At 43.8% G+C, this 260-nt stretch carries 1 protein-coding gene; it reads right to left on the reverse strand.

Features of this window, described 5'->3' with window-relative positions; all coding sequences use genetic code 11:
- Nucleotides 1–46: 46 nt before the first annotated feature.
- The coding region (locus CXF58_RS01415; RefSeq protein WP_145989787.1) for a transposase at nucleotides 47–260 on the reverse strand (214 nt) is incomplete at its 5' end.

The raw sequence follows: 260 nt of genomic DNA on the forward strand, positions 1-260 counted from the left end.
ATAACCCCAGTTCGGGATAAGCCACATTGTAACTCATTGATACTATTTACAATGTCGCTACCTGTCTCTGCTGAGGCATATTTTTGATGGTGGGTTTATAGGGAAACCAGCAATAAGCAATCAAACCTGACAGCAAGTTTGTGATAAACCCCGTCACACTACGATGGCGTGAGTGTTCGATTTGGCACAAGTTTTTAAGCTCCCCAAACACCGTTTCAACCAAAGAGCGATGATTGAGTAGTGCCTCATCCATAGGCTCA

This window comes from Psychrobacter sp. Sarcosine-02u-2 (assembly GCF_002836335.1).
Classification (GTDB): Bacteria; Pseudomonadota; Gammaproteobacteria; order Pseudomonadales; family Moraxellaceae; genus Psychrobacter; species Psychrobacter faecalis.